This is a genomic window from Pseudomonas bharatica CSV86 (assembly GCF_000319305.2).
In the GTDB taxonomy this organism is placed as follows: Bacteria; Pseudomonadota; Gammaproteobacteria; order Pseudomonadales; family Pseudomonadaceae; genus Aquipseudomonas; species Aquipseudomonas bharatica.
The window spans coordinates 1,423,832-1,446,079 of the sequence record NZ_AMWJ02000002.1; the positions used below are offsets into that span (position 1 = coordinate 1,423,832).

The 22,248-nt window shown below is 63.9% G+C and carries 18 protein-coding genes and 1 pseudogene; 3 read left to right on the plus strand and 16 right to left on the minus strand.

Going from position 1 to position 22,248, the window contains the following annotated elements:
- Positions 1–405 precede the first annotated feature (405 nt).
- A complete protein-coding gene (locus tag CSV86_RS20385; protein ID WP_009398126.1) occupies positions 406–1,569 on the plus strand; it encodes a type III PLP-dependent enzyme in 1,164 nt (387 codons plus the stop codon).
- 91 nt (positions 1,570–1,660) lie between these two features.
- Here the strand turns inward: CSV86_RS20385 and CSV86_RS20390 are convergent, their stop codons facing one another.
- Positions 1,661–2,410, minus strand: coding sequence for a tetratricopeptide repeat protein (locus tag CSV86_RS20390; RefSeq protein ID WP_170394981.1), 750 nt, complete (start codon positions 2,408–2,410; stop codon positions 1,661–1,663).
- Positions 2,411–2,413: 3 nt separating this feature from the next.
- The gene (locus CSV86_RS20395; protein WP_009398538.1) at positions 2,414–3,094 is read right to left on the minus strand and encodes a Fe2+-dependent dioxygenase; all 681 of its coding nucleotides are present in this window, start codon (positions 3,092–3,094) and stop codon (positions 2,414–2,416) included.
- A gap of 209 nt (positions 3,095–3,303) precedes the next feature.
- Between CSV86_RS20395 and CSV86_RS20400 the strand changes: the two genes are divergently transcribed.
- Both CSV86_RS20400 and CSV86_RS20405 read left to right on the plus strand, forming a co-directional pair.
- A complete protein-coding gene (locus tag CSV86_RS20400) occupies positions 3,304–5,646 on the plus strand; it encodes a TonB-dependent receptor (protein WP_009398536.1) in 2,343 nt (780 codons plus the stop codon).
- A 127-nt stretch (positions 5,647–5,773) separates the two neighbouring features.
- A pseudogene (locus CSV86_RS20405) lies at positions 5,774–8,331 on the plus strand (PepSY domain-containing protein).
- A gap of 84 nt (positions 8,332–8,415) precedes the next feature.
- On the opposite strand, the gene CSV86_RS20410 reads toward CSV86_RS20405, so the two are convergent.
- The 14 genes from CSV86_RS20410 to hscA all read right to left on the minus strand — a co-directional run bounded on the left by CSV86_RS20410 (position 8,416) and on the right by hscA (position 22,224).
- Entirely contained in the window at positions 8,416–9,207 is a 792-nt protein-coding gene (locus CSV86_RS20410; protein WP_009398532.1) for an amidohydrolase, read from the minus strand.
- A complete protein-coding gene (locus tag CSV86_RS20415; protein WP_009398530.1) occupies positions 9,195–10,343 on the minus strand; it encodes a pyridoxal phosphate-dependent aminotransferase in 1,149 nt (382 codons plus the stop codon). The genes CSV86_RS20410 and CSV86_RS20415 overlap by 13 nt, the downstream gene beginning before the upstream one ends.
- 126 nt (positions 10,344–10,469) lie before the next feature.
- Entirely contained in the window at positions 10,470–11,936 is a 1,467-nt protein-coding gene (gene der / locus CSV86_RS20420; RefSeq protein ID WP_009398529.1) for a ribosome biogenesis GTPase Der, read from the minus strand.
- Between the two features lie 117 nt (positions 11,937–12,053).
- On the minus strand, positions 12,054–13,205 hold the full coding sequence (bamB, locus tag CSV86_RS20425) for an outer membrane protein assembly factor BamB (protein WP_051032693.1): 1,152 nt from the start codon (positions 13,203–13,205) through the stop codon (positions 12,054–12,056).
- Positions 13,198–13,839, minus strand: coding sequence for a YfgM family protein (locus CSV86_RS20430; RefSeq protein ID WP_009398526.1), 642 nt, complete (start codon positions 13,837–13,839; stop codon positions 13,198–13,200). Before CSV86_RS20430 ends, bamB begins: the two co-directional genes overlap by 8 nt.
- A gap of 36 nt (positions 13,840–13,875) precedes the next feature.
- Positions 13,876–15,165 carry a histidine--tRNA ligase gene (hisS, locus tag CSV86_RS20435; RefSeq protein ID WP_009398524.1) on the minus strand — a complete coding sequence of 430 codons (1,290 nt, stop codon included), beginning with the start codon at positions 15,163–15,165 and terminating at the stop codon, positions 13,876–13,878.
- Between the two features lie 28 nt (positions 15,166–15,193).
- On the minus strand, positions 15,194–16,303 hold the full coding sequence (gene ispG, locus CSV86_RS20440; protein ID WP_009398523.1) for a flavodoxin-dependent (E)-4-hydroxy-3-methylbut-2-enyl-diphosphate synthase: 1,110 nt from the start codon (positions 16,301–16,303) through the stop codon (positions 15,194–15,196).
- Positions 16,304–16,306: 3 nt separating this feature from the next.
- Positions 16,307–17,350 (minus strand): RodZ domain-containing protein, encoded by a 1,044-nt coding sequence (locus tag CSV86_RS20445; protein ID WP_009398522.1) that lies wholly within the window; start codon positions 17,348–17,350, stop codon positions 16,307–16,309.
- The gene (gene pilW, locus CSV86_RS20450) at positions 17,350–18,102 is read right to left on the minus strand and encodes a type IV pilus biogenesis/stability protein PilW (protein ID WP_009398521.1); all 753 of its coding nucleotides are present in this window, start codon (positions 18,100–18,102) and stop codon (positions 17,350–17,352) included. Before pilW ends, CSV86_RS20445 begins: the two co-directional genes overlap by 1 nt.
- Before the next feature lie 13 nt (positions 18,103–18,115).
- Positions 18,116–19,258 carry a dual-specificity RNA methyltransferase RlmN gene (rlmN, locus tag CSV86_RS20455; RefSeq protein ID WP_009398518.1) on the minus strand — a complete coding sequence of 381 codons (1,143 nt, stop codon included), beginning with the start codon at positions 19,256–19,258 and terminating at the stop codon, positions 18,116–18,118.
- A gap of 28 nt (positions 19,259–19,286) precedes the next feature.
- Entirely contained in the window at positions 19,287–19,712 is a 426-nt protein-coding gene (gene ndk, locus CSV86_RS20460; RefSeq protein ID WP_009398515.1) for a nucleoside-diphosphate kinase, read from the minus strand.
- 90 nt (positions 19,713–19,802) lie between these two features.
- On the minus strand, positions 19,803–20,003 hold the full coding sequence (gene iscX / locus CSV86_RS20465) for a Fe-S cluster assembly protein IscX (protein ID WP_009398514.1): 201 nt from the start codon (positions 20,001–20,003) through the stop codon (positions 19,803–19,805).
- Positions 20,004–20,017: 14 nt separating this feature from the next.
- Positions 20,018–20,359: an ISC system 2Fe-2S type ferredoxin gene (gene fdx / locus CSV86_RS20470; protein ID WP_009398512.1), complete on the minus strand. Its 342-nt coding sequence runs from the start codon at positions 20,357–20,359 to the stop codon at positions 20,018–20,020.
- Positions 20,359–22,224, minus strand: a complete 1,866-nt coding sequence (hscA, locus tag CSV86_RS20475; protein ID WP_009398510.1) for a Fe-S protein assembly chaperone HscA — start codon at positions 22,222–22,224, stop codon at positions 20,359–20,361. The genes fdx and hscA overlap by 1 nt, the downstream gene beginning before the upstream one ends.
- Positions 22,225–22,248: the final 24 nt, after the last annotated feature.

The following is a 22,248-nucleotide window of genomic DNA, read 5'->3' on the forward strand; positions in this document are numbered from 1 at the left end:
AAGGCTGAGTGTCGAAGTTCGGGAAAAGTGAGCATTTCGCCAGCTATTCCACAATTCTTTACGCATCGGCGATCTAGCGGAACATATGGCTGTCACCTGGGTCGGTTATGAAAGGAACACGCCGACAACAGGTCGCCGAGGAGTGCGAAAAGGCGACATTTTTAGTTGATCTTGAACCCCTCAGGTCCTAAAGTTCGCGCCGAACGTCCATGCTGGAAACGATCCATCCGGCTCAAGTACTGACGACGAGACAGCAAGGTCACCCGCAGCAGCAATGTATCGCGCGCGGTTGACCTTTTTGCTTTCGGCGACATGCCTTGGGAAGTAGGCGAACCAAAGTGGGGATACGGAGGGCGTTCAGTTGCAGCCACTTATTCATTCAGTTTGCCCATGGAGTTCCCAGGTATGTCGATCCAGGTCGAAGACTACTTTGCGCGCGAAACCTTCCAGAAGATGAAGGCCTTTGCCGACAAGCAAGAAACCCCGTTCGTACTCATCGACACCCAGATGATCAGCCAGGCCTACGACGACCTGCGCGCCGGCTTCGAATTCGCCAAGGTCTACTACGCGGTCAAGGCCAACCCGGCGGTCGAGATCATCGACCTGCTGAAAGACAAAGGCTCGAGCTTCGACATCGCTTCGATCTACGAGCTGGACAAGGTGCTGGGCCGCGGTGTCACCGCCGACCGCATCAGCTACGGCAACACCATCAAGAAATCCAAGGACATCCGCTACTTCTACGAGAAGGGCGTGCGCCTGTACGCGACCGACTCCGAAGCCGACCTGCGCAACATCGCCAAGGCCGCCCCGGGTTCGAAAGTCTACGTGCGCATCCTCACCGAAGGCTCCACCACCGCCGACTGGCCGCTGTCGCGCAAGTTCGGCTGCCAGACCGACATGGCCATGGACCTGCTGATCCTCGCCCGCGACCTGGGCCTGGTGCCTTACGGCATCTCCTTCCACGTCGGCTCGCAGCAACGCGACATCTCGGTATGGGATGCCGCGATCGCCAAGGTCAAGGTGATCTTCGAGCGCCTGAAGGAAGAAGACGGCATCGAGCTCAAGCTGATCAACATGGGTGGCGGCTTCCCGGCCAACTACATCACCCGTACCAACAGCCTGGAAACCTACGCTGAAGAAATCATCCGCTTCCTCAAGGAAGACTTCGGCGACGACCTGCCGGAAATCATCCTCGAGCCTGGCCGTTCGCTGATCGCCAACGCCGGCATCCTGGTCAGCGAAGTGGTGCTGGTGGCGCGCAAGTCCCGCACTGCGGTCGAGCGCTGGATCTACACCGACGTGGGCAAATTCTCCGGCCTGATCGAAACCATGGACGAGTCCATCAAGTTCCCGATCTGGACCGAGAAGAAAGGCGAGAGCGAAGAAGTGGTCATCGCCGGCCCTACCTGCGACAGCGCCGACATCATGTACGAGCACTACAAGTACGGCCTGCCGCTGAACCTGGCGATCGGTGACCGCCTGTACTGGCTGTCGACCGGGGCCTACACCACCAGCTACAGCGCTGTGGAATTCAACGGCTTCCCGCCGCTGAAGGCCTACTACCTGTAAATCTGTATCGCCCTTCCGGGCCCTATCGCTGGCAAGCCAGCTCCCACAGCCTGTGGGAGCTGGCTTGCCAGCGATAGGGCCCGGAAGGCCACTACACCAACTCAGCCAGGCGCTCCTTATAGGCCCCCGCCATCGCCCGGATCTGCGGCTGCGCCGCCTGCTCCAGCGCCGGCCCGGCCACCCGGAGGAAATTGGCATTGCCGCCTTCGAGCGCCACCTGCAACCACTTCAGCGCCTCTTCCAGTTCACCCTGCGCCGCCAGCACCCCCGCATGGCTGAACTGCCCACGAAAATCCCCGGCCTCTGCCGAACGTCGATACCACTCCCGTGCCGCCGGCAGGTTCGCCTGGCAATGCAGCCCTTCCTCCAGATAGCGCCCCAGCAGGTTCATCGATTTGGCATGTCCCATCTGCGCCGCGCGCCGGTAGCAGGCCAGCGCCAGCCCGTGGTCAAGGTCCACACCGCGTCCGGTAGCCAGCAGGTTGCCCAGGTTGTAGATCCCCCAGTCCAGCCCGCCATTGGCGGCATGCCGGTAATGCCGCGCGGCCTTGGGCAAATCCACCTCGCCACCCCAGCCATGCTCCAGGCAGCGCCCGAGCATGTTGTGGGCCATTGCGCTGCCCTGCTGCGCCGCAATACCGAACCAGGTCCGCGCCAACGCCGGATCCTTCTGGATCCCGCGCCCGTCCAGCAGCACCTGCCCAAGCAACGCCTGGGCCTCGACCACGCCCTCGCCCGCCGCCATCAACAGGGCCTGGGCCGCCTTCGCCGGGCTGTGTTCGAGCATCTGCGCCAGCTCATCGGGGCCAACCACTTCCTCACGCCGTAACTGCAATGCCATGTGTCAGACCTCGACCCAGCGCCGCAGCAGGTTGTGATAGGTGCCGGTCAGTTGCAGCAGCGAGGGATGGTCCGGCACATCGGCCGTGAGCTGCTGGATCGCGCTGTCCATTTCGAACAGCAAGGCGCGCTGGCTGTCCTCGCGCACCAGGCTCTGGGTCCAGAAGAACGCTGCGTACCGTGCGCCACGGGTCACCGGATTGACCCGATGCAGGCTGGTGCCCGGATACAGCACCATATCCCCCGCCGCCAGCTTGACCCGCTGCAGACCGTAGGTGTCCTGGATCTCCAGCTCGCCGCCGTCGTAGTCCTCCGGGTCGCTGAAGAACAGGGTCGAGGACAGGTCGGTACGCACCCGCTCCACACTGCCCTTGGGCTGGCGCACGGCATTGTCGATGTGGAAACCGAAGTTGCCGCCTTCGCGGTAGCAGTTGATCAATGGCGGAAACACCTTGTGCGGCAGCGCCGCCGACATGAAACGCGGGTTGCTCCATAACCGCTCGATCATTGCCGCCCCGATTTCCTTGGCCAGCGGGTGGCCCTCGGGCAGTTGCAGATTGTGCTTGGCCTTGGCCGACTGGTAACCCGCAGTGATCCTGCCGTCGGCCCAGTCGGTCTGCTCCAGTGCCTCGCGGATGCGCAGCACTTCCTCGCGATTGAACAGGCCGGGAATGTGTAAAAGCATGGCGATCTGGCACCTGGGCGGAAAAGATGCCAATGGTATTGATTCTTATCCAGCCATCACAAGCCCCAGCCGAGGGACGGCCGTTGATCCTTGGCAAAATTTCGTGAAAAAGATGTAAAGAATGTAAATGCAACACTTTCTCAATTGTGACTGCCAATCACTTGCTCTTATATTCGCCCCCCTCGAAACCTTGGGAGGGGGTCCACCTGATGTCGCGTCAATTCGTTCCAGCCACTGTCAGTTCGCCGCGCTTGCTCGCATCCGCCATCGGTGTCGCCATCACCGCCACGTCCGCTGCGCACCTGGCCTATGCCGACGAGCCAGCACCTGCCAAGCCGGCTGGTCCGTTGACCCTCGATGCCACCAGCATCAATGCCCAGGCCGAGCAGGCCAGCACCGACTATAAGGTCGAGCGCGCCTCCTCGCAGAAATACACCGCCCCGCTGGTCGATACGCCGCGCTCGGTCACCGTGGTTCCGCAACAGGTGCTCAAGGACACCAATGCCCTGACCCTGCAGGATGCCCTGCGCACCGTACCCGGCATTACCTTCGGCGCAGGCGAAGGCGGCAACCCGCAGGGCGACCGGCCATTCATCCGCGGTTTCGACGCGCAGAACGACACCTACATCGATGGCGTGCGCGATACCGGCGCGCAAACCCGCGAAATCTTCGCCGTGGAATCCATCGAAGTCAGCAAGGGCCCGAATTCGGCGGTCGGCGGCCGTGGCGCGGCCGGCGGCAGCATCAACCTGGTGAGCAAGAAAGCCCACCTGGGCAACTCGTTCGACGGCGGCTTCACCTGGGGCTCCGACCAGACCCAGCGCTACACCCTCGACGGCAACTATCAATTCAGCGACACCGTTGCCGGCCGCCTGAACCTGATGAGCCACGAAAGCAACGTCGCCGGCCGCGACAAAGTCAACTACGACCGCTGGGGCATCGCCCCGTCCCTGGCCTTCGGCCTGGGCACCGATACCCGGCTCAACCTCGACTGGTACCACGTCGAGAGCGACGACCTGCCGGACTCCGGCGTGCCCTACACCTACTCCGGCAGCAATCGCACCTCGGCCAACCCGGACAAGCCTTATTCCGGTGGCGACCACAGCAACTTCTACGGCCTGACCGACCGCGACTTCCGCAAGGCGCGCACCGATATCGCCACCATCGCCATCGAGCACGACCTGACCGACGCACTGACCATCAAGAACACCCTGCGCCACGGCAATTCGATGCAGGACTACATCCTGACCCAGCCCGACGACTCCAAGGGTAACGTCAACAACGGCAGCGTCTGGCGCCGGGCCAACACCCGGGTGGGCAACACCTCCACCACCACCAACCAGACCGACCTGTTTGGCGACATCTATATCGCCGGCTTCAAGAACAGCTTCTCCACCGGTATCGAGCTGAGCCGTGAAGAAAGCGAGCGTTCGACCTATGACGTCAATACCGACACCACGCCAGCGACCCCGATCACACCGACCGTGCCATCCAGCACCAATTGCACCCCGGCGATGATCGTATCCAGCGGCTACAACTGCACCTCGCTGAGCAACCCGAACCCGGACGATCCGTGGAACGGTTCGATCGCGCGCAACTACGGCGGCACCACCACCAAGGGCAAGACCCGCGCCCTCTATGTGTTCGACACCCTTGAGCTGACCCCCCAGTGGCTGGTCAACATGGGCCTGCGCTACGACCACTTCGACACCGAGTACCGCACCTACGGCGCCAACGGTGCCACCACCGTTAGCAAGACCGGCGTGCGCGCCGAGGGCAAGGACACCAGCGAATTCGTTACCGGCCAGTTGGGCCTGGTCTGGAAACCGGCCGACAACGGCAGCGTTTATGTCTCCTACGCCACCGCTGCTACCCCGCCAGGTGCAATGCTGGGTGAAGGCACGGAAGGCAACCTCCTGCCTAACAGCACCGATCGCAACGGCGTCCTGCTGGGCAGCGACATGGAGCCGGAAGAAACCACCAACTACGAAATCGGTACCAAGTGGGAGCTGCTGGACAACCGCCTGTCCTTGACCGGTGCGATCTTCCGCACCGAGAAGGACAACGCCCGCGTCCAGGTCAACACCAACACCTATGAAAACGTCGGCACCACCCGCGTAGACGGTATCGAGCTGTCGGCCAGCGGCAAGCTCACCGAGAAATGGCAGGTCTTCGCCGGCTACGCCTACATGGAAGGCCGGCAGATCGACGGCGGCCCGCTGGGTAAGGCCAACGACGGCAATCAACTGCCTAACCTGCCGAACAACTCCGCGAGCCTGTGGACCACCTACCAGATCACGCCGAAGTTCACCGTCGGTGGCGGCGCCTTCTACACCGATGAGGTGTTCGGCAACGTGGCCAACACCACCAAGGTCGACAGCTACGTGCGCTACGACGCCATGGCCGCCTACAAGCTGACCAAGAACGTCGACCTGCAACTGAACGTGCAGAACCTGACCAACGAGGTCTACTACGACAAGGCGTTCTCCACCCACTTCGCCAACCAGGCGGCGGGGCGTACCGCGCTGCTGACCACCAGCGTTCACTTCTAAGGTTTTCGCAGGTTTGGCCCTTGCCCCGTTCATTTCGATGAGCGGGGCTTTTGTGTATCAAGGCATGTGTATCAAGGCATAATGCGCGACTAATTCGCATTCCCAGAAAGATTTCCAGGTGGTCGATGTGCTGAAAAAGACGCTGTTCCAACTGCACTGGTTCTTCGGCATCACCGCCGGGCTGGTGCTCGCGCTGATGGGCATCACCGGGGCTGCGTACTCGTTCCAGGATGAAATCCTCCGGGCCATCAACCCGCAGGTGCTCAAGGTCCAGGTCCGCGAAGGCGGCGTGCTGGCCCCGGCGGAGCTGGTACGGCGGGTCGAGGAAAGCGAAGGCAAGAAGGTTTCGATGATCTGGGTCGAGACCAAGAGTGATGCCGCCGCGCGGATCTTCTTTACTCCGCCGCCGGGCGAGCGGCGTGGCCAGCTGCGCTATGTCGATCCTTATACCGGCGCCTTCCAGGGCGACGTGGTGGGCCAGGACTTTTTCAACCTGATGCTCAACCTGCACCGCTTCCTGACCCTCGGCGACACCGGCCGGCAGATCACCGGCGCCTGCACCCTGGTCCTGGTGTTCTTCTGCCTGTCCGGCCTGTATCTGCGCTGGCCGCGCCAGGCGCTGAACTGGCGTACTTGGCTGACCCTCGACTGGGCGAAGAAGGGCCGCGCCTTCAATTGGGACCTGCACGCAGTGTTCGGCACCTGGTGCCTACTGTTCTACCTGCTGTTCGCCCTGACCGGATTGTTCTGGTCCTACGAGTGGTACCGCGAGGGCTGAGCCGGTTGCTGGCGGACAAACCGCCGGCTGGCCAGCAGCAACAGAAACGCGAAGGCCGTGGCGGCCACGGCGGCCCGCCCAAGGCCGACCCGAACGCCCCGGCGCTGGTGGTGGACTACGACGCCATCTGGGCCGGCCTGCAAAAAGCCGCCGGCCCCGGCTTGACCGCTTATAACCTACGCCTGCCAGCGGCAGGCGGACAGCCGGCGATGCTCTTCTACCTGCTGGACGACGCAGCTCACGAACGCGCCCTCAACACCCTGACCATCGACCCGGCCAACGGCCAGGTGAAACGCCAGGAGGTGTACAACGACAAGTCGTTCAAGGCGCAATTGCTGACCAGCATCTATGCCCTGCACGTAGGCAGCTATTGGGGCCTGCCGGGTCGCATCATCCTGACCATCGCCAGCCTGGGCATGCCGCTGTTCTTCGTCACCGGCTGGCTGCTGTACCTCGACCGTCGCCGCAAGAAGCGCCAGATCCGTGCCGCGCGCAGTGGCCTGGCCCAGGGTAGCGACGAGGCCGGCGGCTGGCTGGTGGGCTTCGCCAGCCAGAGCGGTTTCGCCGAGCAACTGGCCTGGCAAAGCGCCGGGCAATTGCAGGCGGCCGGCCTGCCCGTGCGTGTGCAAGCGCTGGCGTCGCTGAGCGAGGACGACCTGCGCCAGGCCGGGCGGGCGCTGTTCGTGGTCAGCACCTTCGGCGACGGCGAGGCCCCGGACAGTGCCCGAGGATTCGAACGCAAGGTGCTGGGCCAGGCATTGTCGCTGCAAGGGCTGAACTACTCGTTGCTGGCCCTGGGCGATCGCCAGTACCCGCATTTCTGCGGCTTCGGTCGGCGCCTGCATGCCTGGCTCGGCGAGCGCGGCGCCCATGCCCGCTTCGCCCCGGTGGAAGTGGACAGCGCCGATCCGCTGGCGCTGCAACGCTGGCAGCAGCAGTTGGCAGAACTGAGCGGTAGCGTTGTGGTGCCGGTGTGGCAGGCGCCCGAATTTGCGCCATGGACATTGAAACATCGCGAACTGCTGAACCCGGGCAGCCAGGGCTCGCCGGTATTCCTTCTGGGCCTGACTGCGCCGACGCCGTCGCAATGGGAAGCGGGCGATCTGGTGGAAATCATGCCGCGTCAGGCACCGGCTACCGTCGAGCGCTTCCTCGAGGGTCTGGGGCTGGACGGTAACACTCAAGTGCAGCTGGCTGGCCTGGATGAATCACTGTCTGCCGCCCTCGCCGGCCGGCAACTGCCGGTCAGCCGCGAGCATCTGGTTGGCCTGCATGCCCAGGCGCTGGTGGATGCGCTGATTCCGATCGATGCGCGTGAGTATTCCATCGCTTCGATTGCGGCTGACGGCGTACTGGAACTGATCGTGCGTCAGGAACGGCACCCGGACGGCAGCCTGGGGCTGGGGTCTGGCTGGCTGACCGAGCATATGGCGCTGGGCAGCACCGTCAGCCTGCGTCTGCGTCGCAACAGCGGTTTCCATCTGCCGACGGATGCGGTGCCGATGATCCTGATCGGCAACGGCACCGGACTGGCGGGGTTGCGCAGCTTGCTCAAGGCGCGGATCGCGGCGGGCGAGCAGCGTAACTGGCTGTTGTTCGGAGAACGCAATGAAGCCCATGACTTCCACTGCCGGGACGAACTGCAAGGCTGGCTGGCCACTGGCGACTTGGCACGCCTGGACCTGGCGTTCTCGCGGGACCAGGCGGAAAAGGTGTATGTGCAGGACCTGTTGCTGCAGCGGGGCGAGGAACTGAAGCGCTGGCTGGCCGACGGTGCGGCGATCTATATCTGCGGCAGTTTGCAGGGGATGGCGGGTGGCGTGGATGCGGCGCTCAACGGGTTGCTCGGTGAGGCGGCTGTGGAAGAGTTGATCGAGCTGGGGCGCTATCGCCGGGACGTCTACTGAGCATTTGAGGGCCTCATCGCTGGCAAGCCAGCTCCCACAGGGATTTGTGGGAGCTGGCTTGCCAGCGATAGCGCCCTCAGGAACTCAGTGAAGCTCGAAGGTATCGGCATCCAGGTTCGCCGGAAAACGCGTCCGGTAGGCCGCCAGGTCCGCCGAACTCAGCACCACGGTAAACACCCCGTCCGCTTCCCCCGCACTCAGCAGGCTTTCACCCTGGAAATCCAGCACCTGGCTGTCGCCGCTATAGGCGAAGCCCTTGCCGTCCGTGCCGACCCGGTTCACCGCCGCCACGTAGCACAGGTTCTCGATGCCCCGCGCCGGCAGCAATCGGTTCCAGTGCTGGCGGCGCGCCGCCGGCCAGTTGGCGGTGTACAGCAGCAGGTCGGTGTCCTGGGCGTCGCGGCTCCACACCGGGAAACGCAGGTCGTAGCAGATCAGCGGACGGATCCGCCAGCCCTTGAGTTCGAACTGCACCTGGCGCTCGCCCGGGGTGTAGTGCTTGTGCTCGCCGGCCATGCGGAACAGGTGGCGCTTGTCGTAGTGCAGGATCTCGCCGTCCGGACGCGCCCAGAGCAGGCGATTGCGGTGGCTGCCATCGGCGGCCTGGATGATCACGCTGCCGGTGATCACCGCATCGAGGCGCCTGGCCTGGGCTTTGAGCCAGGCGTAGGTGGGGCCGTTTTCCGGCTCGGCGAGGCGTTCGGACTCCATGGAGAAACCGGTGGTGAACATCTCCGGCAGGATCACCAGGTCAGCGCCTTTGGCCTGGTCCAGCAAGGCTTCGAAGTGCTCGTAATTGCCCTGGCGGTCCTGCCAGACCAGGCTGGTCTGGACCAGGGCAACGCTCAGGTTGGGCAGATTGCTCAGATCGCGCATAGTTTTTCCGCTGCCTCGCGCAGCGTCTCCTCGCGTTTGGCGAAACACAGGCGCACCAGGCGCTGCTCGGGAATGGGTTGCTGGTAGAACACCGACACAGGGATCGTCGCCACGCCATGCTCGCGGGTCAGCCACAGGGCCATGTCGACATCATTGAGGTCAGGGCGGATGGCCGAATAGTCCACCAACTGGAAATAGGTGCCCGCCGAACGCTTGAAGCTGAAACGGGACGGGCCAAGCAGATCGCAGAACAGATCGCGCTTGGCCTGGTAGAAGGCAGGCAATTGCTCGATATGCTCGGGATGTTCGGCCATGAAGTCGGCCAGCGCCCACTGCAGCGGGGTCACGCCGCAGAAATTGACGTACTGGTGGACCTTGCGCAGTTCGCCGCTCAGTGCCGGCGGCGCAACGACGTAACCGGTTTTCCAGCCGGTGACGTGGTAGGTCTTGCCGAACGAGCTGACCACGAATGCCCGCGGGTACAGGGCTTCATGGCTCAGCACACTGGCATGGGCGACGCCGTCGAACACCAGGTGTTCGTAGACTTCGTCGCTGATCAGGTAGATATCCCGGTCGGCGATCAGGGCCGCCAGTTGATCGAGATCGGCACGGGTGATCAGGGCGCCGCTGGGGTTGTGCGGCGAGTTGATGATGATCATGCGCGTACGCGGGCCCAGAGCATCGCTGAACTTCTGCCAGTCGATGCTGAAATCCACCGGGTCCAGTTGCACATGCACGCAACGGCCACCGGCCAGTTCCACCGAAGGTTCGTAGCTGTCGTAGCTGGGGTCGAAGACGATGACTTCATCACCGCTGCGGATCACCGCCTGGATGGCGCAGAAGATGCCTTCGGTAGCCCCGGGAACGATGGTCACTTCATGGTCGGCATCGACACCGACGCCGTAATGCCGGGCGATCTTGGCCGCGACCTGCTGGCGCAACGCGGGCAGGCCGGTCATCGGCGAATACTGGTTATGCCCGGCGCTGACATGCCGCCCCACCGCATCGAGCAGGGCCTGCGGGCCATTGAAATCCGGGAAACCCTGGGACAGGTTCAACGCTCCGGTCTGCACCGCGAGCTGAGACATGGTAGTGAAGATGGTCGTGCCGACATTCGGCAGCTTGCTGCTGATCATGAAGCCCTCTTTCCTGCGGACCCGGCCCAGGCACGGTAAGCCATCGAGCATAGCGGATCGGACAGTCAGGAAAAAGGTTGAAACACAAGGCCGGCGGCGCGGGTGCACGCCCGCGCCGCCGCGAGATTACTTGCGCTTGTCCTTGCGCTTCTTCTCGGCCTTCTTGTGGTGCGACATCAACCGGCGCTTCTTGTTGACCTGGCGGTCGGTGAGGGTGTTCTTGTTACCCTCGAACGGGTTGTCGCTGCCCTTGTACTCGATGCGGATCGGCGTACCGACCAGCTTGAGCACGCGGCGGTAGGTATTTTCCAGGTAACGCGAGTACGAGCGCGGTACCTTCTCCACCTGGTTGCCGTGGATCACGATGATTGGCGGGTTGGCGCCACCAAGGTGGGCGTAGCGCAGCTTGATGCGACGGCCGTTGACCATCGGCGGCTGGTGCTCGCTGACCGCGTCTTCGAGGATCTGGGTCAGGCGGCTGGTGGGCCAGCGGGTGACCGCCGACTTGAAGGAGTTCTGCACCGACTGGTACAGGTTGCCCACGCCGGTGCCGTGCAGCGCCGAAATGAAGTGGATGTCGGCGAAGTCGACGAAGAACAGCCGGCGTTCCAGTTCGGTCTTCACGTAGTCGCGCTCGCTCGGCTGCATGCCGTCCCACTTGTTCAGGGCGATGACGATGGCGCGACCGGCTTCCAGTGCGAAGCCCAGCAGGTTGAGGTCATGATCGACCACGCCTTCCCGGGCATCCATGACGAAGATCACCACGTTGGCGTCCTTGATCGCCTGGAGCGTCTTCACCACCGAGAACTTCTCGACTTCCTCATGGATCTTGCCGCGCTTGCGCACGCCGGCGGTGTCGATCAGGGTGTACTTCTCTTCGTTGCGCTCGAAGGGAATGTAGATGCTGTCGCGGGTGGTGCCGGGCTGGTCGTAGACCACCACGCGCTCTTCGCCGAGCATGCGGTTGACCAGGGTCGACTTGCCGACGTTGGGCCGACCGATGATGGCGATCTTGATGCCGTCCTTCTCGCTCGGGCCGGGAATGCGCGTGGCTTCCTCGCCTTCGGCGACGTTCTCGTCGAGGGACTCTTCTTCCTGGTCGCGCGGCACGTCACCGAGCACCGTCTCCATCAGGGCATTGATGCCGCGGCCTTGCGAACCGGCAACCGGAATGGCGTTGCCCATGCCCATGGGGGCGAATTCGGCGCGGGCGGTGTCCGGATCGATGTTGTCGATCTTGTTCGCCACCAGGAACGACTGCTTGTTCCGCTTGCGCAGGTGCTCGGCAATCATCTGGTCGGCGGCGGTCAGGCCGGCACGGGCATCAACCAGGAACAGCACATAGTCGGCTTCTTCGATGGCCATGAGCGACTGCTCGGCCATTTTCTCGTCCATGCCCGCCTCGTCACCGGTGATACCGCCGGTGTCGATCAGGATGTAGGAACGGCCCTGCCAGCGCGCTTCGCCGTACTGGCGGTCGCGGGTCAGGCCCGAGAGATCGCCGACGATGGCGTCGCGAGTCTTGGTCAGGCGGTTGAACATGGTGGACTTGCCGACGTTCGGGCGACCCACCAGGGCGATTACGGGAACCATGCGGCTCTCCATTGGGTAAATTCAAGAAATACAAAGGCCGCTGCGAGGCAGCGGCCGAAGTTGCGGGCAACGTCTCTCGACGTCGCGGCCCGGGGCCCGAAAGCCCCAAGCATAGACTTACTTGATGGTCAGCGCCTCGAGCGTACCGCTGTTGCCAAACACGTAGATCATGTTGCCTTCGACCAGCGGACGGGCACGCAGGCCATCGCTGTCGATGCGCTCGCGACCGACGAAACGACCGTCCACCTGGCTGAGCAGGTGCAGGTAGCCTTCGAAGTCACCGACCGCCACGTAGCTGGAGAAGACTTCCGGCGCCGACAACTGACGGCGGGCCATCTGGTCATTGCTCCACAGTGCCGAGGACGAACGCTCGTCGATGCCTTCGACGGTGCCCGAGGCCTCGCTCACGTAGACGTTGCCGAAGCCCTGGGCCACACCGGTGTAGCTGGAGGCATCACGCTGCCACAGCACTCGGCCGGACTCCAGGTCCAGGCCGGCGACGCGGCCCTGGTAGGTGGCGACGTACAGGGTGCCGCCGGACAGCAGCAGGCCGCCGTCGATGTCGACCACGCGGTCCAGCTCCGAACGACCCTGCGGGATGGCAACGCGTTGCTCCCACACAGGTACGCCGTTGCTGGTGTCCAGGGCGATTACCTTGCCGCTGGACAGGCCGGCCACCGCCAGGCGGTTGGTCACGATCGGCGCACCGGTACCGCGCAGGGTCAGGACCGCAGGCGTGCTGTCGTAGATCCAGCGACGGTCGCCAGTGGCGGCGTCGAGGCCGATCAGGCGGTCGTCCTGGGTCTGCACGACCACCACGTCACCGTTGGTGGCCGGCGGGGCCAGCACTTCGCTGGTCACCCGGGCAGTCCATTTCTGCTCGCCGGTGCTGGAGTCGAGGGCGATCACCTCGCCCTTGAGGGTGCCCAGCAGGACCATGCCGTAGCCCACGCCGACGGCGCCGGAGACCGGTTTTTCCAGGTCCTTCTTCCAGATCACGTCGCCGTTCATGCGATTGAGCGACATGACCACGCCGGTCACGTCGGACGCGTAGATGCGGTCGTTCTCGATGGCCGGAACCAGCATGTTGTAAGTTTCGCCCTGACCGTCACCGATCGAGCGGCTCCACTGCTTCTGCAAGACCACCTCTTCGGTGAACTTGGTCAGCTCGGCCGGAGGCAGTTCCTTCTTGCTGTTGCTGCTGCAACCCGCGGCCAGGATGGCCAGGGTCAGCACTGCTGCATGTTTCCAACCGATCACGTCACGCATCCCCTTTGGCCAGGTCGTCGAGCTTGAGTTGCAGGCCACCTACCGCGTCGTCATCCGACAGCGCGGCCTTGGCCTTTTCGTATGCAGCATGCGCCTCGTCGGCACGGCCCAGTTGCACCAGCAGGTCGCCCTTGAGCTCCTCGCGGGTGGCAACGAACGCCTTGTCGGCGTCGCCGTCGAGCAGTTTCAGGGCCTCCTCGGCCTTGTTCTGCGCACCCAGCACGCGCGCCAGGCGCTGGCGGGAAATCTCGCCAAGAGTCGCGTCGGCCGGCTTGTCGTAGATGCTCTTCAGCTCGGCGGCAGCGTCGTCCAGCTTGCCGCTGTCCACCGCCACCTTGGCGACGAACAGGCTGCCGTACTGGGCGTAGGCGGTTCCACCGAACTCGCTTTTCAGCTTGCCCGACAGCTCGGCGACCTTGGCCGTGTCCGGCGTGCCGGTCGGCGTCAGGGTGGTTTCCAGCAGAGCCTGGTAAAGGTTCGAGGCGCCTTGCGACTGGTTGTTCTGGTACTTGTGCCAGGCCTGCCAGCCAAACACCGCCACCAAGGCCAGCAGACCGCCAGTTACCAGTGGCTTGCCGTTACGCTCCCACCAGTCCTTGAACGCGGCCAGTTGTTCATCATCGGTACTCGACACCCCAATACTCCTTTCGACAATTCGGTCAGTGGGCGCTTACGCCTGCGCGAGGGAAGCTTCCAGGTGCTCGGCCAGAGCATCCCAGGCAATGTTTTGTTGTTCACCCTGACCACGCAGGGGTTTGAAACCTACCACTTGTTGCGCCAGTTCGTCCTCTCCGAGGATCAGGGCGTACAGGGCATTGCTCTTGTCGGCCTTCTTGAACTGGCTCTTGAAACTGCCGCCACCGGCATTGACCTGCAGGCGCAGCCCCGGCAGGCGGTCGCGCAGGCGCTCGCTCAGTTGCAGGCCGGCCAGCTCGGCGGCGTCACCGAAGGCGCAGAGATAGACGTCGATCTGGCGGGAAATCGATTCCGGCACCAGTTCGAGGGTTTCCAGCAGCAGGATCAGGCGCTCGATACCCATGGCAAAACCGACGCCCGGGGTCGGCTTGCCGCCCATCTGCTCGACCAGGCCGTCGTAGCGGCCACCGGCGCAGACGGTGCCCTGGGCGCCGAGCTTGTCGGTGACCCACTCGAACACGGTCTTGCTGTAGTAGTCGAGGCCGCGCACCAGCTTGGTGTTGATCACGTACGGAATGCCGGCGACATCGAGGCGGGCCTTGAGGCCTTCGAAGTGCACGCGGGACGCTTCGTCCAGGTAGTCTTCCAGCTTCGGCGCGCCGACCAGGGCGGCCTGGGTGCCGGCGTCCTTGCTGTCGAGGATGCGCAGCGGGTTGCTCTTCAGGCGGCGCTGGCTGTCTTCGTCCAGTTGGTCAAGGCGGGCGGACAGGAACTCCACCAGGGCGTCGCGGTAGCGGGCCCGGGCCTCGCTGGTACCCAGGCTGTTCAGCTCCAGGGTGACGGCGTCGCGCAGGCCCAGCAGGCCCCACAGGCGCCAGGTCAGGGCGATCAGCTCGGCATCGATGTCCGGCCCTTCGAGGTTGAACACCTCGATGCCGATCTGGTTGAACTGGCGATAACGGCCTTTCTGCGGGCGCTCGTGGCGGAACATCTGGCCGATGTACCAGAGTTTCTGCACTTCGCCGTTGCCGCTGATGCCGTGCTCCAGCACCGCACGCACGCAGGACGCGGTGCCTTCCGGGCGCAGGGTCAGGGAGTCGCCGTTGCGGTCGGTGAAGGTGTACATCTCTTTTTCGACGATGTCGGTCACTTCACCGATGGAGCGCTTGAACAGCTCGGTGAATTCGACGATCGGCATGCGGATCTGGCGGTAGCCATAGGTGTCCAGCAGGCCCGCCACGGTGCTTTCGAAGTAGCGCCACAGGGGCGTCTGCTCGGGCAGGATGTCGTTCATGCCACGGATGGCTTGCAGCGATTTGCTCACGAAAGGTCCTTAACGAAATCTGTAGCGGTCAACCGCGGGCAATCAGTGCCGCGTCGGCCTCGGCCTTCTCGGCCGCTTTCTGGCGGATGAGCCTCTCGAGGTCGTCCACCAGGTTGTCATTGGTCAGCTTCTGTGCCGGCTTGCCGTCGATGTAGACCAGGTTCGGCGTGCCGCCGGTCAGGCCGACATGGGCTTCCTTGGCTTCGCCAGGGCCGTTGACCACGCAGCCGATCACCGCGACATCCATGGGCACCAGCAGGTCTTCCAGACGGCCTTCCAGCTCGTTCATGGTCTTGACCACATCGAAGTTCTGCCGCGAGCAGCTCGGGCAAGCGATGAAGTTGATGCCGCGGGAACGCAGGTGCAGCGACTTGAGGATGTCGTAGCCGACCTTCACTTCCTCGACCGGGTCGGCCGCCAGCGAGATGCGGATAGTATCGCCAATCCCGTCGGCGAGCAGCATACCGAGGCCGACCGCCGATTTCACCGTGCCCGAACGCAGGCCACCGGCTTCGGTGATACCCAGGTGCAAGGGCTGGACAATCTGCTTGGCCAGCAGCCGGTAGGCTTCGACGGCCATGAACACGTCGGAGGCCTTCACGCTGACCTTGAAGTCCTGGAAATCAAGACGATCGAGGTGCTCCACGTGACGCAGCGCCGACTCCACCAGCGCGGCCGGGGTCGGTTCGCCGTACTTCTTCTGCAGGTCCTTTTCCAGCGAGCCTGCGTTGACGCCGATGCGGATCGGGATGCCACGGTCGCGGGCGGCATCGACCACCGCGCGCACACGGTCTTCGCGGCCGATGTTGCCCGGATTGATGCGCAGGCAATCGACGCCCAGTTCGGCGACACGCAGGGCGATGCGGTAGTCGAAGTGGATGTCGGCGACCAGCGGCACGCTGACCTGCTGCTTGATGCGACCGAAGGCCTCGGCGGCGTCCATGTCCGGGACCGAGACGCGGACGATGTCCACGCCGGCATCGATCAACCGGTTGATCTGCGCCACGGTGGCAGCGACATCGTTGGTGTCGGTGTTGGTCATGCTCTGGACGGCGATGGGAGCATCGCCGCCGACAGGTACGTTACCCACCCAGATTTTCCGGGATTCGCGACGCTTGATCGGAGATTCGCCGTGCATGAGTTACTGCCCCAACTTCAGGCGAGCGGTCTCGCCACTGGTGAACGGTGCGATATCGACGGCCTGGCCGTTGTAGCTGACCTGCGCACCACGGGCCACGCCCAGGCGCACGGCGAAAGGCGGCTTGCCAGCGAGCTCGAGGTTTTCGCCCTTGCGCTTGATACCGCTGTAGAGGAGCTTGCCGTTGCCGTCGGTAACCGAGGTCCAGCAATCGGCGGTGAACTGGATGCTGACCTGGCCGTTGCCTGCAACAGGGGCTGCCGATACGGAAGGTGCGGGAATGGCAGGTGCTGGAGTGGCCGGCACGGCTGGCGCGGGTGCGGTGGCCGCCGGAGCGACCGGCGTGACCGGTGCCGGCGTGGCCGCAGCATGGGCGGCCGGCGCAGTGGCGGCTGCCGGAGCGGCCGGCGCGGCGGTTGCGGCTGGCGTGCTGGTCACCGGCGCCGCCGGGGCTTGCGATGCAGTTTCGCCTGCCGGCGCTGGCTCGGTGACCGGAGCAACGGTTTCAGGCTGCTGCGCCTCGGTCACGGCCTGGTCTTCAGGCTCGTCCAGCGGGTGAATCTGGGTAGTGCCGTCGGCGCTTTCCACTTCGATGTGTTCCGGCGCGGCGCTGAACAGGTCCCTGGTGGCGTTCGCGCTCTGGTCTTTCCACCAGACGAAACCACCGCCAATGACCACCACCAGCAACAGCAGGCTGACGATGCGCAGGATGTTGTGGGACAGGCGCACCGGCTCCTCGATGCGCCCAAGGGCGTGCACGTCGCTGCCCTGGGCATGGGTGCCGGTGCACAGGTCGAAGGCCTGGACCAGGGCGGCCTGGTCCATGTCGAGCAGTTTGGCGTAGGCGCGGATATAGCCGCGGGCGAAGGTATGCCCCGGCAGCTTGTCGAAGGCGCCGGCCTCGAGGTTGTTCAGGGAACTCACGGTCAGGTTGAGCTTGCGGGCCACTTCGGCCTGCGACCAGCCCCGGCTTTCACGGGCCTGGCGCAGGGTCTCACCGGGATTTTCGCGAGTCGCTGCTGCTGCTTCGGGATGCGCCGCTTTCATCATTGCTCCGACAGGTATTGCTGATATTCCGGCGTACCGGGATAAAGTCGTTGTAATTGCAGGCCCAGTTCGGCGGCCTTGTTTCGTTCATCGAAGACGGTCGCCAGGCGATTGCCGAGCAACAGGCTGCGGGCGCTCGGTTCACTCAGCCGGCTGTGCCGGTCGTAGAACTCGCGAGCTGGCACATAATGCCTGTCTTCGTAAGACATCTCAGCCATTTCCAGCAATGCACGCGGCTGCTGGCGGTTGAGACGCAAAGCCTTTTCCAGGTATTCCCGCGCCTGGTCGCGCTGGCCCATGCGCAGGGCCGTCAGCCCGAGGTTCTCGAACACCCGGGACCGCTCAGGATACAGGGTATCGGCCGAAGCCTGGCGAAACATCTGCTGCGCCTTGGCATATTGCCCCTGGGCGTAGAGAAAACTGCCGTAGTTGTTACGGATTCGCGCATCGTGGGGGCTGGCCGACAGGGCCTGGCGGAAGTGCCGGTCGGCCAGCCCGGTTTCGCCTTCACGCTGGAACACCAGGGCCAGGGCCGCATTGACCTCGGCGTCGTTGCCGCCCAGGTCGAGGGCCTGTTTCAAGGGAACCTTGGCGCGCTCGGTATAGCCTTGCTGCAGATAACCCAACCCCAACTGCACGTAGGCCTGGCGGGCCTCGTCGCGCCTTGCCTGCGGGCCGGGACCGCCGTAGCTGACGCAGCCGCTCAGCAGCGTCGTCAGCAGAACAAGCGGCAGCGCGGCGCGCAGGGTCATGGCCGCCCTCGTCTCAGTTGCCCGCCACGCCGCTGGAATCGGCGTCGGCGTTCAGTTGCCGCACGGCGATGTAGCGCTCACTGCGACGGGTACGGTCCATTACCTGGCCGACCAGCTGACCGCACGCGGCGTCGATGTCCTCGCCGCGGGTGGTGCGCACGGTCACGTTGTAGCCGGCGTTGTGCATGTAGTCCTGGAAACGGCGGATCGCATTGTTGCTCGGCCGCTCGTAACCGGAATGCGGGAACGGGTTGAACGGGATCAGGTTGATCTTGCACGGAACGTCCTTCAACAGTTCGGCCATTTCCTTCGCATGTTCGAGCTGGTCGTTGACGTCCTTGAGCAGGGTGTACTCGATGGTCAGCACGCGCTTCTCGCCGAGTTCCGACATGTAGCGCATGCAGGAGTCGAGGACGACCTTGAGCGGGTACTTCTTGTTGATCGGCACCAGTTCGTTGCGCAGCGCGTCGTTCGGCGCGTGCAGCGAGAGGGCCAGGGAGACGTCGATGTGCTTGGCCAGCTCATCGATCATCGGCACCACGCCGGAGGTGGACAGGGTCACCCGGCGCTTGGAGATGCCATAGCCGAGGTCGTCCATCATCAGGTGCATGGCGGCGACCACGTTGTCGAAGTTCAGCAGCGGCTCGCCCATGCCCATCATCACCACGTTGGTGATGGCGCGGTCGATGGTGGCCGGTACGGAGCCGAACGACTTGTTGGCAATCCACACCTGGCCGATGACTTCGGCGGCGGTGAGGTTGCTGTTGAATCCTTGCTTGCCGGTGGAGCAGAAACTGCAGTCCAGGGCGCAACCGGCCTGGGACGATACGCACAACGTACCGCGCTTGCCCTGGGGGATGTAGACGGTTTCGACGCAACTGCCGGAGGCCACGCGCACGACCCATTTGCGGGTACCGTCCGCGGAGATGTCCTCGCTGACCACTTCGGGCCCGCGGATCTCGGCGCAGTTCTTGAGCTTTTCGCGCAACGCCTTGCCGACGTTGGTCATGGCGTCGAAATCATCGACGCCAAAGTGGTGAATCCACTTCATTACCTGACCGGCACGGAAGCGCTTCTCCCCTATCGAGTCGAAGAACTTTTCCATTTCCGGCTGGGTCAGCCCCAACAGGTTAGTCTTGCCAGTAGATGTCGTCATGGATTCACCCTCACCCGAAAGCCTTGGCTTAGCGAGTGGTTACCTCGGTAGCTGCGAAGAAGTAGGCGATTTCGCGAGCGGCAGCGGCTTCGGAGTCCGAACCGTGGACGGCGTTGGCGTCGATGGACTCGGCGAAGTCGGCGCGGATGGTGCCTGGAGCAGCTTCTTTAGGGTTGGTAGCGCCCATCAGCTCACGGTTGCGAGCGATGGCGTTCTCGCCTTCCAGAACCTGGACAACGACCGGACCGGAAGTCATGAAGGCAACCAGGTCACCGAAGAAACCGCGCTCTTTGTGCTCGGCGTAGAAGCCTTCGGCCTCGGCCTTGGACAGTTGCTTGATTTTCGAGGCGACGATTTTCAGGCCGGCGTCTTCGAAGCGGGTGGTGATCTTGCCGATCACGTTCTTGGCAACGGCGTCAGGCTTGATGATCGAGAAAGTACGTTGAACAGCCATGGTGTAACTCCAGAAACAGTAAGTGATGCGAAAAATTAAACCCGCGAATTATACGCGGGTTCAGGGGATTGCCTAACCTGCCGAGTGCGCTCAGTCGGCTTCTTCGATCCAGGCGGCCTGGATGGCTTCCAGGACCTTCTCGCCACCGCGTGCCGGATCGTCGTTGAAGTCTGGCAATGCCAGCACCCAGCGGTGCAGATCGACGAAATTCACGTAACGAGGATCGACTTCCGGCTTGCTTTCGGCAAGCTGGATGGCGATTTCAAGTACATCAATCCATTTCAGGCTCATGTCGGGCTCCAGGATCAATGCGGCGCTTCGGCGGCGTGGTTGAGCGAATACTTGGGAATCTCGATGGTCAGGTCCTGGTCACCGACCTTGACCTGGCAGGCCAGGCGCGACTGCGCTTCCAGGCCCCAGGCCTTGTCCAGCATGTCTTCTTCCAGCTCGTCGGCTTCCTCGACCGAGTCGAAGCCCTTGCGCACGATGCAGTGGCAGGTGGTGCAGGCGCACACGCCGCCGCAGGCGCTTTCGATCTCGATGTGATGGTCATGGGCCAGTTCGAGAATGGACGTCCCCGGCGCCGCCTCGACGGTCAGGCCATCCGGGCAGAACTTCTCGTGGGGCAGAAATGTAACCTGCGGCATCAGTTATCCTCGATCTCATTCAGGTTGCGCCCGGCCAGTGCGGCTTTGACCGTCGAATCAAGACGCCGGGCGGCAAAGGCATCGGTCACCTGCGACAGACGCTTGGTCTGCTGCTCGATGGCCGCGCCATCGGTGCCGGTCATCAAATCACGCAAGTCTTGCATCTGTTGTTCGATCGCAGCGCGCTCTTCGGCGTCCAGCAGGCGCTCGCCGTCGGCGTCGAGGGCGCCCTGCACCGCTTCGAGCAGGCGCTCGGCATCCACCTGGTGCTCGCGCAACTGCCGTGCGGCCTTGTCGTTGCCGGCGTGCTCGAAAGAGTCCTTGAGCATGCGGGCGATCTCGCCATCGGTCAGGCCATACGACGGCTTGACCTGGATGCTCGATTCCACGCCCGAACCCAGCTCCCGCGCCGAAACACTGAGCAGGCCGTCGGCATCGACCTGGAAGGTCACGCGGATCTTCGCCGCACCGGCGACCATGGCCGGGATGCCGCGCAATTCGAAGCGCGCCAGGGAACGGCAGTCGCTGATCAGCTCGCGCTCCCCCTGCAGCACGTGGATCATCATTGCCGACTGGCCGTCCTTGTAGGTGGTGAACTCCTGGGCACGGGCAACCGGGATGGTGGTGTTGCGCGGAATCACCTTCTCCATCAGCCCGCCCATGGTCTCCAGCCCCAGGGACAGCGGAATCACGTCCAGCAACAGCAGTTCGCCGCCATCACGCTGATTGCCGGCCAGGGTATCGGCTTGGATCGCGGCGCCTATGGCAACCACCTGGTCCGGGTCGATATCGGTCAGCGGCTGGCGGCCGAACAGCTCGCCAACGGCGCTGCGCACGCGCGGGACACGGGTCGAGCCACCGACCATGACCACGGCACTGACTTCTTCCAGCTCGACACCGCTGTCGCGCACGGCACGGCGGCAGGCCTTGAGGCTGCGGGCGATCATCGGCTCGATCAGCGCATCGAAGGCGGCGCGGGTGAGCTCGGCCTGCCAGTCGCCGTAGCTGACGGTGACGGCTTCGGCGTCGGTCAGCGCTTCCTTGGCTGCGCAAGCGGTCTCCAGGAGGCGGCGCTGGGCGCTAGGGTCGAGATCGGAGGACAGGCCAGCGGATTCCATGATCCAGGTGGCGATGGCGTAGTCGAAGTCATCGCCGCCCAGGGCAGTATCACCACCGGTGGCCAGCACTTCGAAGACCCCGCCAGTCAGGCGCAGGATGGAAATATCGAAGGTGCCGCCGCCCAGGTCGTAGATGGCCACCACGCCTTCGGCCTTCTGGTCCAGGCCATAGGCCACGGCCGCAGCGGTGGGCTCGTTGAGCAGGCGCAGCACGTTCAGCCCGGCCAGGCGCGCGGCGTCCTTGGTGGCCTGGCGCTGGGCGTCGTCGAAATAGGCCGGAACGGTGATCACCGCACCGACCAGCTCGCCGCCGAGGGTCGCTTCGGCACGCTGGCGCAGCACCTTGAGGATATCGGCCGAGACTTCCACCGGGCTCTTCGGCCCCTGGACAGTTTCGATGAACGGCATGTGCGACTCGCCGCCAACGAAGCGGTACGGCAGTTGCTCGCCCAGTTGCTTGACGTCCGCCAGGCCGCGCCCCATCAGGCGCTTGACCGAAAGGATGGTGTTCAGCGGATCGGCCGACGCCGCGTCGCGGGCGCTGTGGCCGACATCGATGCGATCGGCGTGGTAGCGCACCGCGGACGGCAGGATCACCCGGCCTTCGGCATCGGGCAACGGAGCGGAAAGACCACTGCGCAGGGCAGCGACCAGCGAATTGGTGGTGCCAAGGTCGATACCCACGGCCAGGCGACGCTGGTGGGGTTGAGGGCTCTGACCGGGTTCGGCGATCTGCAGTAGGGCCATGCTTATCTGAATACCAAAGGTGCC